A 16,301-nucleotide genomic window follows, 5' to 3' on the forward strand; every position below is an offset into this window, starting at 1 on the left:
AACGCAACACAATTCATACCCTTTCAGTATGTCTCCATATTCATGCAGTTTGCGTGAATAAGGCGCTCATTGAGGAAGTCAGTTTCTATGAAAAACGTTAAAGTCAGCCTTGCCTGGCAGATCTTAATCGCCCTTGTGCTGGGCATCTTGCTGGGCAGTTACCTTCACTATCACAGCGACAGCCGCGAATGGCTGATTGCGAACCTGCTCTCTCCGGCAGGGGATATCTTTATTCATCTGATCAAGATGATTGTGGTACCGATTGTGATCTCGACGCTGGTGGTCGGTATTGCGGGCGTCGGCGATGCGAAGCAGTTAGGTCGTATTGGTGCGAAAACCATTATCTATTTCGAAGTGATCACTACGGTGGCGATCATTCTCGGTATCACCCTGGCGAACGTGTTCCAGCCGGGTTCCGGGATTGATATGTCGCAACTGGCTACGGTGGATATTTCGAAATACCAAAGTACGACCGCCGACGTGCAGAGCCACGCGCACGGCCTGATGGGCACTATCCTGTCGCTGGTGCCGACCAACATCGTGGCGTCGATGGCGAAGGGCGAGATGCTGCCGATTATCTTCTTCTCGGTGCTGTTTGGTCTGGGGCTCTCTTCTCTGCCGGCGACGCACCGCGAGCCGCTGGTCACCGTGTTCCGCTCTATCTCCGAAACCATGTTTAAAGTGACCCACATGGTGATGCGCTACGCGCCGGTAGGGGTGTTTGCGCTTATTGCCGTCACCGTGGCGAACTTCGGTTTTGCCTCCCTGTGGCCGCTGGCGAAGCTGGTGATCCTGGTGCACTTCGCCATCCTGTTCTTCGCGCTGGTGGTGCTGGGGATCGTGGCACGTCTGTGCGGGCTGAGCATCTGGATCCTGATTCGTATCCTGAAAGATGAGCTGATTCTGGCCTACTCCACGGCAAGCTCTGAGAGCGTGCTGCCGCGTATTATTGAGAAGATGGAAGCCTACGGCGCGCCAGCGTCGATCACCAGCTTCGTGGTGCCGACCGGTTACTCCTTTAACCTGGATGGTTCGACGCTGTACCAGAGTATCGCCGCTATCTTTATTGCGCAGCTGTACGGCATTGACCTGTCGCTGTGGCAGGAGATCGTACTGGTTCTGACGCTGATGGTGACGTCCAAAGGTATTGCTGGCGTTCCGGGCGTTTCGTTCGTGGTGCTGCTGGCAACGCTTGGCAGCGTCGGTATTCCGCTCGAAGGTCTGGCATTTATCGCCGGTGTGGACCGTATCCTCGACATGGCGCGTACGGCGCTGAATGTGGTGGGCAATGCCCTGGCGGTGCTGGTTATCGCCAAGTGGGAGCACAAATTCGATCGTAAAAAGGCGCTGGCGTATGAACGCGAAGTGCTGGGTCGTTTTGATAAGACGGCTGACCAGTAACATCCTAAGCCCGGTGGCGCTGCGCTTACCGGGCCTACGGGTTTTGTAGGCCGGGTAAGGCGAAGCCGCCACCCGGCACTTTACTCCCCGCTTAACGCATCAAACTCTTCGCATCCCGTATCAAACCCTTCAGTGCAGCTCAGGTTCAACCAGTACAGTGCTTTCTGCTTATTTGGCGTGATAAAGCCTTTCTCGCCCTGCCTGAACAACATCCCCGCCCAGTACTCGGCGTAGCCCGTACGCGAAAGGGCTGAACTCCGCTTGAACCACGAGGCGGCCTGCACGTCATCCTGCGCCACCTCTACGCCGTTGGCATAAATCAGCCCCAGCAGCAGTTGCGCATCGACCGCAGAGTCGCTGTCGATATCTTCGGTTGCCGTTTGCAGCAGTCTGATGGCCTGGGGGTAGTCAGTTTTACCGGCCTGAGTGTTGACCAGCACGCGTGCCAGCATGATCGCGCCGCGTTTGCTGCCAGCAATGTTTGCCTGTTGCGCCAGGGCTTTGGCCTGTGCGTAATCGCCCTGCGTAAAAAGGATTTGCGACAACAGAGCCATGGCGTCAACATCGCCGCCTTTTGCGGCTTTCTCGGCCCACAGCGCGGCCTGCTTGCTGTCGCCGGAGCTGAAGTACGTATCAGCAAGATAATACTGGGCACGTGCATCGCCGGCTTCCGCCTGCTTCTGATACTGGCTGCCTATCTCATCCGCGCGGGCGAAGGACGTTAAAAACACTAACAACAGAAAAATGGATTTCATGGATTCTTATCATCTGGGTACACGCCGCGCAGTATAATCGCGGGCGCAAAAGAAAAAAATGGGTGCATTAAGACCCCAGCATCCTACAAGCCGGGCGGAACCGTTGTTCCGCCCGCAGAGGTTAGCCTGCGACGCAGGCTAATTTCGCCGCCACCTCCTGATGTTCACTCTTTATTGTGAGCTCGCAGAGCTTCCCGCGAGTAATAAAGGTAAATATCACTATCGTCAGGCAGATAATAAAGACGATGCCTAACGCAGTTTTTAATGGCGTCATGCCTTTTACTCCTTGTCAAAAAAAGAATAAGAGGCTACTCTCAACCTGTTGGGAGTTGAGGGAGTAGCCTCGGGTAAATGAAAATTTCCCGGGGCTTTCTACTTTCTGTCCCTCAACAATGCTCAAGACAGAAAGTCTTAAGCACCCGCCGCACATCTTATCCCTCTGAATTAAAATGCAAAGATGTAATTCTTTTTCGCGAGAATTACATTATTTCTGCGAGCCGCTTTCCAGAATAATAATTGATATTATTGATAAGCCAACTGGAAATAAAAAGGGAGTGAATATTTCACTCCCTTTATTCATCGATGAATTAACGGCTTCAACCCATTGCGCTTTCGCGCAGCCGGGCTTTCAGCTTGTTATATTCGTCGATCACATACTGTTCCGCGGCGTGCTGATCTGCAATCGGCTCAACGTTGACGGCGCAGTATTTATACTCCGGCGTTTTGGTTATCGGGCTTAAGTTCTCCGTTACCAGCTCGTTACAGGCACCAATCCACCACTGATAGGTCATATAGACCGCCCCTTTGTTTGGACGGTCGCTGACCTGCGCTCGGGTGATGATCCGCCCTTTGCGCGAGTTCACCCACACCAGCGCTTCATCCTCAATGCCGAGGCGCTTCGCGTCGGCAGTATTGATTTGCGCGTAGCCCGGTTCGTCCGCCAGCGCCGCCAGCGCGGCGCAGTTGCCGGTCATCGAACGACAGGAGTAGTGCCCCACCTCACGTACGGTGGAGAGCACCATCGGATACTCATCGGTGAGCTTATCGATCGGCGCGACCCAGTCGCAGGTGAAGAATTGCGCCAGCCCGTTCGGGGTGTCGAACTTCTCTTTAAAGAGGTACGACGTCCCCTGGTCGGTTTCGGACTCATCGCGGCACGGCCACTGGATATACCCCAGCTCACCCATTTTTTCATAGGTTGCCCCGTAGAAGTCCGGACAAAGACTGCGCAACTCGTCCCAGATCTCCTGAGTGTTGTTGTAGTGCATCGGGTAGCCCATGCGGGTGGCGATTTCGCTGATGATCTGCCAGTCGGTTTTCAGGTCCCACTTCGGCTCGACCGCCTTAAAGAAGCGCTGGAAGCCGCGGTCTGCCGCAGTGTAGACGCCTTCATGCTCGCCCCAGGAGGTCGACGGTAAAATCACATCCGCCGCCGCCGCGGTTTTGGTCATGAAGATATCCTGGACAATCACCAGCTCCAGATCCTCAAACCCTTTGCGCACCGCCGAGAGCTCGGCGTCGGTCTGGAGAGGATCTTCACCCATGATGTAGGCCGCACGCACTTCGCCATGCGCCGCGCGGTGCGGCAGCTCGCTGATGCGGTACCCGGTGTGTTCCGGCAGGCTTTCCACGCCCCAGGCCTTCGCGAATTTGGCGCGATTCTCCGGGAACTTCACGTACTGGTAGCCAGGATAAGTATCCGGCAGCGCGCCCATATCGCAGGCGCCCTGCACGTTATTCTGACCACGGACCGGGTTCACGCCAACGTGGGCTTTACCCAGATTACCGGTCAGCATCGCGAGGCTGGTCAGCGAGCGCACGGTCTCCACGCCCTGGTAGAACTGGGTCACGCCCATACCCCAGAGGATGGCGGCGGTTTTCGCCCCGGCATACATCCGTGCCGCCTGGCGGATCGCCTGCGCTCTGACGCCGGTGATCGCTTCAACCGACTCCGGCGTATAGCCTTCGACTATTTTCTTGTACTCTTCAAAGCCTTCCGTACGGGTCGCGACAAACGCCTGGTCGTACAGGCTCTCCTCAATGATGACGTGCCCCATTGCGTTCAGCAGCGCGATGTTCGAGCCGTTTTTCAACGCGATGTGCATATCCGCAATGCGCGCGGTTTCAATTTTGCGCGGATCGCAGACGATGATTTTCGCCCCATTCTGCTTAGCGCGAATAACGTGGTTCGCGACGATAGGGTGAGAATCCGCCGGGTTATAACCAAAGATGAAGACGAGATCGGTATTATCTATCTCGTTGATGGCATTGCTCATTGCGCCGTTACCGACCGACTGGTGCAGACCTGCAACCGATGGGCCGTGTCAGACGCGAGCGCAGCAGTCGACGTTATTGGTTCCAATAACGGCGCGCGCGAATTTTTGCATCACATAGTTGGTTTCATTTCCCGTCCCGCGGGAAGAGCCGGTGGTCTGAATCGCATCCGGGCCATATTTGGCCTTGATGGCGCTCAGGCGCGTGGCGACGTAATCCAGCGCCTCGTTCCAGGAGACGGCTTCCAGCTTGCCGCCGCGCTCGCGGCGGATCATAGGGTTTTTCAGGCGCGGGGTGAGGATTTGGGTATCGTTTATAAAATCCCAGCCGTAGTAACCTTTCAGGCATAGCGTGCCCTGGTTGGTTTTCCCCTGTGCGGCCTCTGCCCGGACGATTTTGCCGTTATCGACCACCAGGTGGATCTTGCAACCTGAGGCACAATAAGGGCAAACCGTGACGACTTTTTTCATCAGTCAGCTCCAGTTAATCGAATCATTCGCACCCACTATGCAGCTTCTATGCCATGTTTTTCGTATGGGTATACCCTGACTTTACGGCCCCTTCGCGGTGAAAACCCTGACAAAAAACAGCCAATCGTCAAAATTGACGTGTCGACAAGGCAGCGGATGTGACATGGGTTGAATTTCCGTCACTGAAAAAACCATTTGACTGGAGCCGACGGCAGAATGGTTCAGACTTAACATAATCCCCTGACGGAAGCATACGATGAAACCGGCGATTCTGGTGGTTGATGACGATACGGCAGTCTGCGAACTGCTTCAGGACGTGCTGAGCGAGCACGTCTTCAGCGTGCTTGTCTGCCATAACGGCCAGGATGCACTGCGGCAGGTGCAGCAGGAGCCGAATATCGCGCTTGTGCTGCTGGACATGATGCTGCCGGATATCAACGGCCTGCAGGTTCTGCTGCAGCTGCAAAAGCAGCGACCGGCGCTACCGGTTGTGATGTTAACCGGGCTGGGCAGTGAGTCAGACGTGGTGGTGGGGCTGGAGATGGGGGCCGATGATTATATTGGCAAACCGTTCAACCCGCGCGTAGTGGTCGCCCGCGTGAAAGCGGTATTGCGCCGTACCGGCGTGCTTGCTGCGGAATCCCCCGCAGCGCCCGTCGCTGGCATTGCGTTTAACGGATGGACGCTCGATACCACCCGCTGTGAGCTGAGCGATCCGCAGCGTAATCCCGTCCCGTTAACCCAGGGCGAGTACGGCCTGCTGCTGGCGCTCACGCAAAATGCCCGTCGGGTGCTGAGCCGTGACCGGTTGCTTGAGCTGACCCACAGCGAAAGCGCCGACGTGTTCGACCGCACGATTGACGTGTTGATCATGCGCCTGCGACGGAAAATCGAGGCTAACCCGCATCAGCCTGCGCTCATCAAAACGATACGCGGGCTGGGTTACGTGTTTGCCACCGATGTGAGCCGGCCCGAACAGGCGGCATAAGGCTTACGTTATCGCCGGAACAATGATGGCGGCAAAAATCGCAATGATGCACAGATACTTGAGGGCGTAATAGGCCTTACGGTTTCTTTTTTTCAGACGCTGCCCCCGCTCGCGACCCGCATGAACGTATTTAAAGATGCGGTTAATGCCGCCAGTGCTGTCATTCTCGTCATTCGGTGAGCTGGCTGCAGACATTAGCGTGGTTCCCACCCAATGGTTAACCGCCTGCGCCCAGCGCCATTTCATCGGACGCTCAATATCGCAGAAGAGAATAATGCGCGTTTGATCCGTTTTATTCTCTGCCCAGTGGACGTAGGTCTCATCAAAAATAACGGCTTCACCGTCCCGCCAGCTGTGGCGCTGCCTGTCGATTTCAATAAAGCAGCGATCGTCATTCGGTGTGAATAAGCCCAGATGGTAACGAACCGAGCCCGCGTACGGGTCCCGGTGCTTGCCAAGCTTCGCCCCCGCCGGCAGCTCGGCAAACATGGCCGCCTTCACCGAGGGGATTTCACTTACCAGCCGGGTCGTCACCGGGCATAAAGACTGTGCGGAGGGATGGGCATCGGCATACCACTTCAGATAAAAACGTTTCCAGCCGCGTTTAAAAAAGGTGTTAAAGCCAGCGTCGTTATTATTTTCCGCCGCCTTAATATGATGCTGCAAACGCAGCGCCTCTTCGCGAATAATCAGCCAGTTTTCCGTCAGCTTATTTAATTCCGGGAAGCGTTCAGTTTCAAAGAAAGGCTGCCTGGCGGGCAGGGAAGAAAACGCCGTCATAAACATATTGATGGGCGCCATGAACGTCGAATGGTCGAAGAGCTGACGAGAAAGCGTCTGTTTTTCTTTGCCGCGTGAATGCGCATAAATAACGCTGATAATGAAAATACCGATGATGATGACTGCGAACATTTTTCCCTTGTCCTCTTTCTATCTCATTTCGGAAAAGCGTGCGGACAGTGTACTGCCCACGCCGAATATGCCAGATGGAGAGAGTGTAGTTCGGGGATGTAAAATTCATAGAACTGTAATGAAATATCGCAATTATTGTTAAATTAAACGCTCTCGCGAATAAACGCCTGCAGCTCGGCAAGCGTTTTTGCACCGTCAATCGCATTGGCTGCCAGCAGGCTTGCCCGCGCGCAGGCGTGCGCCAGATAAATACTCTCTGTCAGCGGCAGCGATTCATGGCAACCGTATAAAAACCCCGCGCAAAACGCATCGCCCGCGCCGACGCTGCCGATAATCTCTTTCTGCTCCAGTAACCATGACGGGATCCAGCGACCTTGCTCACCCGGCGCTTCCCCCCATGCCCCTTCCGGACAGTGGATCACAACCCGCTGACGAACGCCTGCTGCCAGCAGCTGTGCGGCGGCTTCAGCAATATGGGCTGTGTTCAGCGCATCGCTGCCGTCTCGCATCTCCAGCCCGCTAAACTCCCCGGCTTCCAGCTCGTTAATCACCAGATAATCCAGATGGCGCAGGGCAGGGAGCACCAGCGGCTGGTAGCGCGGGTCGCCCTTGCGGGACACCAGATCGAGCGAGGTTTCATACCCCTGGTCGTGCATCTGCGCCAGCAGCCGCGCGCTGCGGGTGCCAAATTCGTCATCGGGCATATCCAGGCTGTCGAGCAGCAGCAGGTAGCCGAGATGGAAGATCTTCATCGATCCGTCTAAGCGATCGAAGGCGGGAAGATCCAGCAGGCGGTTGGCGCCCGGCGAGTGGAAAAAGGTGCGTTGTCCGCTGGGATCGGTCATCACCTGCGACATGGAGGTTGGCGCAAAGGTGGTGCGCTGTACGCGCTGGCGGTTGACGTGGTACTGGTCGAGCATCGCCAGAATGTAGTCTCCGTCGCTGTCTTCGCCAATCAGCCCCACCGCCTGCAGCGGCAGGCCAACGTGCATTTTCGCCAGCGTCAGCAGGACGTTGAGCGGCGCGCCGCCGGTTGAGCGTTCGCTGTGGGTGATTTCCGCCAGCCAGCCGCGCTCCGGCCACTGCACGATCTGGTGAACGTGGTCCACCAGCATATTGCCTGCGGCGATGATGCCTTTGCGTTCCATTATGCCTGCCCCGCGCTGCCAAAGATGCGCATCTGTTCGGCGACCGTATCCGTAATTGCCTCTTCTATGCCCAGCAGCAGCTCGGCAAACTCGTCGTAGAGCGGCTGGCGTTTTGCCATACGCTGCTCCACGGCGGCGAGCGCGGCCTGCGACATCCCGGTATAGAAATTGATTTTATGAATGCCCAGCTCGATGGCGCGGCGGAAGTCGGCATCGCTAATCCCGGAGCCGCCGTGTAAAACCAGCGGCAGCCCCGTCTGCTGGCGAATGGCGTCCAGACGGGGGAAATCGAGCTTCGGCTCGCCCTTGTATTTGCCGTGCGCGTTGCCGATAGCAACCGCCAGCGCGTCAATGCCGGTTGAATCGACAAATTCGCGCGCCAGCTGCGGGTCGGTAAAGAAAGCTTCATCCGCATGCCCGTACAGCGCGCCGCCTTCATCGCCCCCGACCGCGCCCAGCTCCGCCTCCACCGAGACGCCCACCGCGTGGCACATCTTCACCACTTCCCGCGTCTGGCGAATGTTTTCCTCGTAGCTCAGCGTAGAGCCGTCGAACATCACCGAGCTGAACCCTAAGCGCAGGGCGCGCACCACCGCCTCGAAATGCAGGCCGTGGTCGAGATTGAGCACCACGGGAATGTCGTGACGGGCGGCCTCGAACTTCACCGCTTCGACAAGCGAATCCAGCGACACGTACTTAAAGTGCACTTCGGCGATATTGATGATAAACGGCGAGCGCTCCTGCTTTGCGGCGGCGAACAGCGCACGCAGGAAGTGGGAGTCGAGCACGTTAAACGCGCCCAGCGCGTAGCGATGTTTCCGGGCATGCTCCAGACCGTCGGCAAGAGAAATCAATGGCATCATTCACCCCTTATATCCGAAACAGGTTGTACTCGTTGCACAGCACCAGCAGCGCCGGCTCGTCTTCTTCGATGTTGTTATAGCGGGCAACGGGCTGCAAAAAGTGGTTGTCGTGATCGTCGTCATTGACCGAGGACACTTCCCCGACCAGCACGTCGCCGAAGCCGCGTTCGCCCCAGAAGCTGTGATAAAGACCGGGCGTCAGGCAGATGCTTTCCCCTGGCGTGAGGCGCAGCTGGCTGCCGGGGGCGTGGGTCTGACGGCAGCCGTCGACGGTGACCGTCACGTCGGTGTTTTCCGTCTCTTCATGTGCACCGGCATTCCACAATTCTACAATCAGGTTCCCGCCACCCCGGTTGATGATGTCTTCTCGCTTACGCCAGTGAAAATGCATCGGCGTCACCTGGCCGTCGCGCACGTGCATGATTTTTTCGGCATAGCCTTTTTCATATGGCACCCCGTTGGGCGAGCCGTTGCGCAGGGTGAACAGCGTCAGGCCCTGTGCGGCAAAGTTATTGCCGCCGAACGCCGTCACGTCCCAGCCGAGCTTGAGGTCGAACACTTCCCGCCACGCGGCCTGGTCAAGCTGCTGCCATTTTGTGGGCGGAAAGCTGGCAAACGGCGGGAGATGGACGTCGTGCATGGAAAAGAACTGCCGCGTGTGGCCGAGAATTTCATTGATGTCGGAGCGTTTCATGGGGACTCCTTGAAAACAGTTCCCTCTCCCTGCGGGAGAGGGAAAAAGGATCATTTAACCGTCCACCCCTTATACGTGCCGACGTTCTTTTTATCGATCATCGTCACCGGGATCAGCACGGGCGCTTTCGGCGCAGGCTTGCCCTGGAGAATGTCATAGCCGATCTCCACCGCTTTTGCCGCCATCACCTGCGGATCTTGCGCCGGGGTTGCCACAAACAGCGAGTTTTCACGCTTCAGCGCTTCCTCACCGTCCGGTGAACCATCCACGCCAACGATAAAGAACTCATTGCGCTGCGCCTGCTTCGCGGCCAGATCGGCGCCGATCGCCGTCGGATCGTTAATCGCAAACACGCCGTCGATCTTCGGATTGGCCGCCAGCAGGGAGGTCATGACTTCCAGACCGCCTTCACGACTGCCTTTGGCGTTCTGGTTATCCGAGAGCACCTTGATATCCGGGTGTTTTTTGAACTCCGTCTGACAACCTTCCACGCGGTTTTGCACCGCAGAGACCGGTGGTCCGTTGATGATCACCACGTTGCCTTTGCCTTTCAGGCGGTCGGTAATGTACTTACAGGCCATTTCGCCCGCCTGGGTGTTATCGGAGGTGATGGTGGCATCAGCCCCTTCCGCCGCCACGTCAACCGCCACGACCACGATCCCGGCGTCCTTCGCACGCTTCACCGCTGGGCCGATTCCTTTGGAGTCCGCGGCGTTGAGGATGATCATGTCTACCTTCGCGGCAATAAAGTTGTCGATCTGCGCCACCTGCTGGCCCAGATCGTACCCGCTGGAGACCAGCGTCACCTTGACGTTATCCCCCGCCAGCTTGCGCGCTTCCAGCTCGGCACCTTTGGTGATCTGCACGAAGAACGGGTTGGCCAGGTCGCCCACCGTCACGCCAATGGACTTCAGATCTTTTGCCTGCGCAAACGGCGTTGCGGCAAGCAGCGCGCCAGCACAGAGCGCGGTCACTAACGGTTTCAAACGCATATGGTTTTCCTCGAAGCTGTAGGGTGTTGTTGTTATGCACTTTGATGGTGTCGGGTACGGTATTTGTCGATCAGCACCGCTATGATGATCACCGCCCCTTTGATCACCAGCTGCCAGAAGTAGGAGACGCCCATCAGCGTCATGCCGTTGTTAAGGGTGGCGATGATCAGCGCGCCGACCAGCGTGCCGGTGATCGTGCCGATCCCGCCGACGAAGCTGGTGCCGCCAAGGATCACCGCCGCAATCGCATCCAGCTCGTAACCCGTGCCGAGGTTGCCGTTAGCGCTGTACAGGCGTGAGGCGCTCATGACGCCGCCGAGGCCGGAGAGCAGGCCGCTCATGCCGTAGACAAACAGCAGCACCAGCCAGACCTTAATGCCGGTCAGTCGCGCCGCCTGCATGTTGCCGCCCACCGCGTAGATGTGTACGCCGAGCGTGGTGCGGCGCAGGATGAACCAGCAGATAGCGATGACCGCGAGGGCGATCACCACCAGCCACGGAATCGGGCCGAGATAGTTATTGCCGATCCACTCAAAGCTGATGTTGGAGTTAATGACCGTCGTGCCGTCGGCCAGCAGATACGCCGCACCGCGCAGTGCCGTATAGGTGCCGAGCGTCACGATGAAGGGCGGCAGTCCGGCGAAGGCCACCAGCGCGCCGTTGAACAGGCCCAGCACCATGCCGAGCATCAGCGCGGCCGGAATGGAGAGCATGGCAAATTCAGGGATAAGCGAGACCACCATCGCCGCTACCGCCGTAGTGCCCAGAATCGAGCCCACGGAGAGGTCAATCCCGCCGGTTAAAATGATGAAGGTCATTCCCGCCGCCAGCACGATGTTGATCGACGCCTGACGGGTAATGTTGAGCAGGTTGCTCTCGGTAAAGAAGTTCGGGGCAATAAAGCCAAATACCGCCACAATCAGGATCAGAATCGGCAAAATACCGACCGTTTGCATCAGATCGCTCATCAGCATTTTTTTTGCGGAGGCGGATTTCGCCACCTGCTGCGGACTGGTTGAATGTGTCATGGTTACACCGCCTGATGATGAGTGTCGTTCACGCCGGTTGCCAGCGTCATGATGTTTTCCTGAGAGATGTCGCGCCCGTGGAGCTCGCCCGCAATGCTGCCTTCACGCATCACGTACACCCTGTCGCTCATCCCCACCACTTCCGGCAGCTCGCTGGAGATCATCAAAATCGCCACCCCTTTGCGCGCCATCTGGTTCATGATGCGGTAGATCTCGCTTTTCGCGCCGACGTCCACGCCGCGGGTGGGTTCGTCCAGAATCAGAATGCGCGGACCGATGGCCACCCAGCGGGAGATCAGCAGCTTTTGCTGGTTGCCGCCCGAGAGCCCGCCCGCGCGCACCTGCGAATGCGGCACGCGGATGTTGAGCAGGGCAATGGCATCATCGGAAATCGACTGGGCTTTTTTACGGTTTAGCATGCCGAAGGTGGCGTCGCGTTCCAGCGTCGCCATGGTGATGTTCTCCTGCGCCGCCAGCTCCAGAAACAACCCCTGCTCCTTGCGGTTTTCGGTGAGAAAACCGATGCCGTTTTCGATGGCCGCGCGCGGGGAGTGGATCACCACCGGCTCTCCGTCGACCTCAATCATGCCGCCGGTGGCTTTACGTACGCCGAAGATAAGCTGCGCCAGCTCGGAGCGTCCGGCCCCGACCAACCCCGCCAGCCCGACGATTTCGCCGGAACGCACCTGCAGGCTGCAGGGCTGTACTTTTTTACCGTCGGTGAGGTGGTGCACGTTGAGGCGCGGGCTGCCGAGGGGAATGTCACGCTCCTTGTTGAACAGGTCGCTTAGCGGGCGGCCCACCATCATGCGCACCAGCTCAGAGGCATTCAGCTTGTCGCGCGTCAGGCTGCCGACGTATTGCCCGTCGCGCAGAACGCTGACGCGGTCAGAGAGTTCATACACTTCGGCCATGCGGTGGCTGATATAGATGATCGCCATCCCTTCATCGCGCAGGCGCAAAATCAGTTCGAACAGACGATGCGTTTCCCGCGAGGAGAGGGCGGCGGTGGGTTCATCCATCACCAGAATGCGGCTGTTGCGGTGCAGCGCGCGGGCGATCTCCACCTGCTGCTGCTCGGCGATGGTCAGCTTCATCACCAGGTCGGTGGCGCTGAACTGCGCGCCGAGACGGTCAATCACCGCCTGCGCCTGGGCGGCCATCTCTTTGCGCTGCACCATCCCGCCGCGCGACAGCTCGCTGCCGAGGAAGATATTTTCGGCAACGGTCAGATTGGGCGCGAGCTGCATCTCCTGATAAATCAGGGTGATGCCTGCGGCCAGCGCATCTTTCGGCCCTTTAATATGAAACGGCTGGCCGTCGATCAGGATCTCGCCGCTGGTGGCGGTATAGGCCCCCGCGAGGATTTTCATCAGCGTACTTTTTCCCGCGCCGTTTTCCCCCATCAGCGCGTGGATCTCACCGGGGAAAACCGTCAAATCCACACCCTTGAGCGCGTGGAAACTGCCAAACGTTTTGGCAATGCTGCGCATCTCTAATACCGGGGTTCTGCTCATGGCGGATCTCCTGTGAATGCCGATTTCTGCACTTCATCACAGGTGCGTAAATGCAAAATGTCAGAAGCTGTTCATATTTGTCATAGTTATGAATAGCTAATCGCCATCACATTTTCCTTTTCCCTCTCCCTGTGGGAGAGGGGCAGGGTGAGGGCAGCAAACCGCAAAGGAGCCTCAATCCATGCCATCACGCCGTCCCCCCTTCTTCGCCAGCGCCCGCGGTCGCCTGCTGATATTTAATCTGCTGGTGGTCGCCGTGACGCTGATGGTGAGCGGCGTGGCGGTGCTAGGCTTTCGTCACGCCAGTCAAATCCAGGAGCAGGTTCAGCAGCAAACGCTGGATGACATGACCGGCAGCATGAACCTGGCCCGTGATACCGCCAACGTGGCGACGGCGGCGGTGCGGCTCTCGCAGGTCGTCGGGGCGCTGGAGTACAAAGGCGAAGCCGAGCGCCTGAAGCAGATGCAAATGGCGCTGCGCCGCTCGCTGGAACAGCTTGCCGATGCGCCGCTGGCGCAGCAGGAGCCGGCGCTGGTGGCGCGCATTATTCAGCGAAGCAATGAGTTGCAGCAGAGCGTGACGGAGATGCTTGAGCGCGGGCAGCGACGCCATCTGGAGCGTAACGCGCTGCTCAGCTCGCTATATCAAAGCCAGAGCTACCTGCGTCATCTGCAGGACATCAACCGCCGTTACGACAGCAACGTACCGGATGCGCAGCAGCTGATGGAGATGGATCGGCTGATCGCTGCTGCCATCGACACCCCTTCGCCGCGCGCGACTGTTCATCAACTGGACGCAGTGGCCGCAACGCTGCCCCGAAATGCCGTACAGCCGGTCGTGAAGGAGGTTCTGCCTGATTTTAATGCCGAGCTAGGCAAGCTCGCCCCGCTGTCGAAGCAGCTGGAGGAGAGCGATCTGGCGATAAGCTGGTATATGTTCCACATCAAGGCGCTGGTGGCGATCCTCAATAGCGACATCAATCATTACGTCGGGCAGGTGGCGCAGGCCTCCCGGCTTCGTACTGACCAGAGTCATCACGAGCTGCAATCCATCAGCGTGTTTATCAGCATCTTCGCCATCCTGGCGCTGATCATCACCGGGTGCGCCTGCTGGTATATCTACCGCAATCTGGCCTCTAACCTGACGGCCATTTCCCGGGCGATGTCGCGCCTTGCTCACGGCGAACAGGATGTTTCCGTTCCCGCCCTCCAGCGGCGTGATGAACTGGGTGAACTGGCGCGCGCGTTTAACGTTTTTGCCCGCAATACCGCCTCTCTTGAGCACACCACGCGTCTGCTGAAAGAAAAAACCACGCAGATGGAGATCGACCGCGTCGAGCGTCAGGGGCTGGAAGAGGCACTGCTACATAGCCAGAAGATGAAGGCGGTCGGACAGCTGACCGGCGGGCTGGCGCATGATTTTAATAACCTGCTGGCGGTGATCATCGGCAGCCTTGAGCTCACCGACCCCGAATCAAAAGATGCGCCGCGCATTACCCGGGCGCTGAAGGCGGCCGAGCGTGGCGCCTTACTGACCCAGCGCCTGCTGGCGTTTTCCCGCAAGCAATCCCTGACGCCACATGCGGTAGAGATGCTGCCGCTGCTGGAGAATCTTCGGGAACTGATGCGCCACTCCTTGCCCGCCACCCTGACCCTGGAGATTGAAGCGCAATCACCGGCCTGGCCCGCGTGGATAGACGTCAGCCAGCTTGAAAACGCCATCATCAACCTGGTGATGAACGCCCGCGATGCGATGGAAGGGCAAAGCGGGGTGATTAAAATTCGCACCTGGAATCAGCGCGTCACCCGCAGCGACGGTCGCAGGCAGGATATGGTGGCGCTGGAGGTCATTGACCGCGGCAGCGGCATGTCGCAGGAGGTGAAATCCCGGGTCTTTGAACCGTTCTTCACCACCAAGCAGACCGGAAGCGGGAGCGGGTTAGGCCTGTCGATGGTCTATGGCTTTGTGCGCCAGTCCGGTGGGCGCGTGGAGATTGAAAGCGCTCCGGGGCAGGGGACGACTGTCCGGCTTCATCTCCCGCGATCTGTGCTGCCCGCCGCTGCAGATGATGAAGCGCTGTCAGCCACCGCCTCCGTTGATAGCGAGCGCCTGGTTCTGGTGCTGGAAGATGAGGCGGATGTCCGTCAGACCCTGTGCGAGCAGCTGCATCAGCTTGGCTACCTGACGCTTGAAGCGGACAACGGCGAGCAGGCGCTGAACATGCTGGCGGCGTCACCGGATATTGGCATGTTTATCAGCGACCTGATGTTGCCCGGCAGCCTCAGCGGAGCCGAGGTGATAAACCATGTGCGTAGTCATTATCCGCAGCTTCCGGTACTGCTGATCAGCGGCCAGGATTTACGACCCACGCATAACCCTCAGCTGCCGGACGTTCCGTTACTGCGTAAGCCGTTTACGCGGGTGCAGCTGGCGCAGGCGCTGCGGAAGGTCTGTTTATAAGAAGTGATATTTAGGAATTCATCAAGAGCGTGAGTAAACCGGGTGATGCTAACCTGCGCAAAATTTGGCAGATTGGGATATAAAGGGAACTATGCCGGTACTTACAAAAGGGGACTCACAAATGATTGTGATGCCTACAACTTACAGCCCAAAAACCGTAGCAAGGTCATTCAAGCTCGTTGATGAGTTTGAGCTTTCCGGGCGAGTGCTACATGTTATTTTTGATAGCCAGACGCCAAGAGCTGCGATTATTGAAGCGGATATCGAAACCTTCGATGGGGTGCCCCGGCATCGGGTTGTTGCTGCCCTGGATTTACAACGTAAAACGCATTTAGGTGAAGATATCATTGCTGTCGAGCGCTGTTGGGAAGATGCCAGCGTTATTCAGGTAGAAGGTATCTGCGTTGATCCCGCCGAGCGTGACAAGGGACTGGCAACTCGTCTGTATGAAGCCCTGGTATTACAGTGTGGCGTGACGCTTGTCAGCGACTTTGAACAATATGAGGGTGGGAAGATGCTCTGGCAGAAAATTGCCCGCGAGTCTGACCAAATCGCCGTATTTGTTCTCGATACCGAGCAGGGAGCATTTTGGCCGTATGATGGTAGCAAGGTTATCTATGACGGAGGGTGTATCCCCGAAGATCGTATCTGGAGCCATTCGCCGGATCAAAAATGCTATGGCATCGTCCTGGTCGCAGAAAATAAACAGCGTGCGAATCAGCTGATGGAAGACCCTGGGCACAACTGAATTTGAGATTCCTCCGCTACCCCCGTTCCCTGCCGTTCATTATCGTAAGG

14 protein-coding genes are annotated in these 16,301 nt (G+C 57.7%); 4 read left to right on the plus strand and 10 right to left on the minus strand.

Going from position 1 to position 16,301, the window contains the following annotated elements; genetic code table 11:
- The first annotated feature begins 87 nt into the window (after positions 1-87).
- A complete protein-coding gene (gene gltP, locus OTG14_RS21975; protein WP_024906735.1) occupies positions 88-1,401 on the plus strand; it encodes a glutamate/aspartate:proton symporter GltP in 1,314 nt (437 codons plus the stop codon).
- Positions 1,402-1,481: 80 nt separating this feature from the next.
- Here gltP and OTG14_RS21980 read toward each other — a convergent pair whose 3' ends face one another.
- The 3 genes from OTG14_RS21980 to fdhF all read right to left on the minus strand — a co-directional run bounded on the left by OTG14_RS21980 (position 1,482) and on the right by fdhF (position 4,900).
- Positions 1,482-2,156: a tetratricopeptide repeat protein gene (locus OTG14_RS21980; protein ID WP_267215749.1), complete on the minus strand. Its 675-nt coding sequence runs from the start codon at positions 2,154-2,156 to the stop codon at positions 1,482-1,484.
- A 121-nt stretch (positions 2,157-2,277) separates the two neighbouring features.
- On the minus strand, positions 2,278-2,430 hold the full coding sequence (locus OTG14_RS21985; RefSeq protein ID WP_013095084.1) for a Hok/Gef family protein: 153 nt from the start codon (positions 2,428-2,430) through the stop codon (positions 2,278-2,280).
- A gap of 322 nt (positions 2,431-2,752) precedes the next feature.
- The gene (gene fdhF / locus OTG14_RS21990) at positions 2,753-4,900 is read right to left on the minus strand and encodes a formate dehydrogenase subunit alpha (RefSeq protein WP_267215750.1); all 2,148 of its coding nucleotides are present in this window, start codon (positions 4,898-4,900) and stop codon (positions 2,753-2,755) included.
- 256 nt (positions 4,901-5,156) lie between these two features.
- Here fdhF and OTG14_RS21995 point away from each other — a divergent pair, with 256 nt between their 5' ends.
- A complete protein-coding gene (locus OTG14_RS21995) occupies positions 5,157-5,888 on the plus strand; it encodes a response regulator (protein WP_024906738.1) in 732 nt (243 codons plus the stop codon).
- Between the two features lie 3 nt (positions 5,889-5,891).
- On the opposite strand, the gene lpxO is transcribed toward OTG14_RS21995, so the two are convergent.
- The 7 genes from lpxO to OTG14_RS22030 form a co-directional block, all read right to left on the minus strand.
- Positions 5,892-6,800, minus strand: coding sequence for a lipid A hydroxylase LpxO (gene lpxO / locus OTG14_RS22000; RefSeq protein ID WP_024906739.1), 909 nt, complete (start codon positions 6,798-6,800; stop codon positions 5,892-5,894).
- A gap of 143 nt (positions 6,801-6,943) precedes the next feature.
- Entirely contained in the window at positions 6,944-7,948 is a 1,005-nt protein-coding gene (locus OTG14_RS22005; protein WP_267215751.1) for a carbohydrate kinase family protein, read from the minus strand.
- On the minus strand, positions 7,948-8,808 hold the full coding sequence (locus OTG14_RS22010; RefSeq protein WP_267215763.1) for a ketose 1,6-bisphosphate aldolase: 861 nt from the start codon (positions 8,806-8,808) through the stop codon (positions 7,948-7,950). Before OTG14_RS22010 ends, OTG14_RS22005 begins: the two co-directional genes overlap by 1 nt.
- A gap of 10 nt (positions 8,809-8,818) precedes the next feature.
- The gene (locus OTG14_RS22015) at positions 8,819-9,505 is read right to left on the minus strand and encodes a D-lyxose/D-mannose isomerase (RefSeq protein WP_267215752.1); all 687 of its coding nucleotides are present in this window, start codon (positions 9,503-9,505) and stop codon (positions 8,819-8,821) included.
- 50 nt (positions 9,506-9,555) lie between these two features.
- Positions 9,556-10,497 (minus strand): ABC transporter substrate-binding protein, encoded by a 942-nt coding sequence (locus tag OTG14_RS22020; RefSeq protein WP_021242935.1) that lies wholly within the window; start codon positions 10,495-10,497, stop codon positions 9,556-9,558.
- Between the two features lie 32 nt (positions 10,498-10,529).
- The gene (locus OTG14_RS22025) at positions 10,530-11,525 is read right to left on the minus strand and encodes an ABC transporter permease subunit (RefSeq protein ID WP_023334198.1); all 996 of its coding nucleotides are present in this window, start codon (positions 11,523-11,525) and stop codon (positions 10,530-10,532) included.
- Positions 11,526-11,527: 2 nt separating this feature from the next.
- Complete coding sequence (locus tag OTG14_RS22030; RefSeq protein WP_023334199.1) at positions 11,528-13,042, minus strand: sugar ABC transporter ATP-binding protein; 1,515 nt, start codon at positions 13,040-13,042, stop codon at positions 11,528-11,530.
- 181 nt (positions 13,043-13,223) lie between these two features.
- Here OTG14_RS22030 and OTG14_RS22035 point away from each other — a divergent pair, with 181 nt between their 5' ends.
- Both OTG14_RS22035 and OTG14_RS22040 read left to right on the plus strand, forming a co-directional pair.
- Entirely contained in the window at positions 13,224-15,503 is a 2,280-nt protein-coding gene (locus OTG14_RS22035) for a hybrid sensor histidine kinase/response regulator (protein ID WP_267215753.1), read from the plus strand.
- A 121-nt stretch (positions 15,504-15,624) separates the two neighbouring features.
- A complete protein-coding gene (locus tag OTG14_RS22040; RefSeq protein ID WP_032650635.1) occupies positions 15,625-16,251 on the plus strand; it encodes a GNAT family N-acetyltransferase in 627 nt (208 codons plus the stop codon).
- Positions 16,252-16,301: the final 50 nt, after the last annotated feature.

The sequence above is a fragment of the Enterobacter pseudoroggenkampii genome, from assembly GCF_026420145.1.
Lineage (GTDB): Bacteria > Pseudomonadota > Gammaproteobacteria > Enterobacterales > Enterobacteriaceae > Enterobacter > Enterobacter pseudoroggenkampii.